The organism is Bradyrhizobium sp. Ce-3 (genome assembly GCF_022835695.1).
In the GTDB taxonomy this organism is placed as follows: domain Bacteria; phylum Pseudomonadota; class Alphaproteobacteria; order Rhizobiales; family Xanthobacteraceae; genus Bradyrhizobium.
Map to the genome: position 1 here is coordinate 1 of NZ_BQUV01000067.1, position 337 is coordinate 337.

Here is a 337-nt window from a genome sequence, read left to right on the forward strand (position 1 = left end):
ATTTAGAACGTGGTGAAGAAGTTAAATCTCCTGGTACGCTGACTCAGTTTGGTAACACACTTGATTCGCTTTACCAAGATTGGATTACTTATCCAACAACTCCAGAAGCGCGTACCACTCGCTGGACGCGTACATGGCAGAAAACTAAAAATTCTTGGTCAAGTCTTGTTCAGGTATTTGATGGAGGTAACCCTCCTCAACCTTCGGATATAGGAGCAATCCCATCTGATAATGGAATAATAGGTAATCTTACTATTCGTGATTTCTTGCGAATTGGTAATGTTCGCATTATTCCTGACCCAGTGAATAAAACTGTTAAATTTGAATGGGTTGAATA

General features: G+C 39.8%; 1 protein-coding gene. It reads left to right on the forward strand.

What is annotated here, in order from left to right; genetic code table 11:
- The coding region (locus tag BRSPCE3_RS35845) for a hypothetical protein (protein ID WP_244071839.1) at nt 1–337 on the forward strand (337 nt) is incomplete at both ends.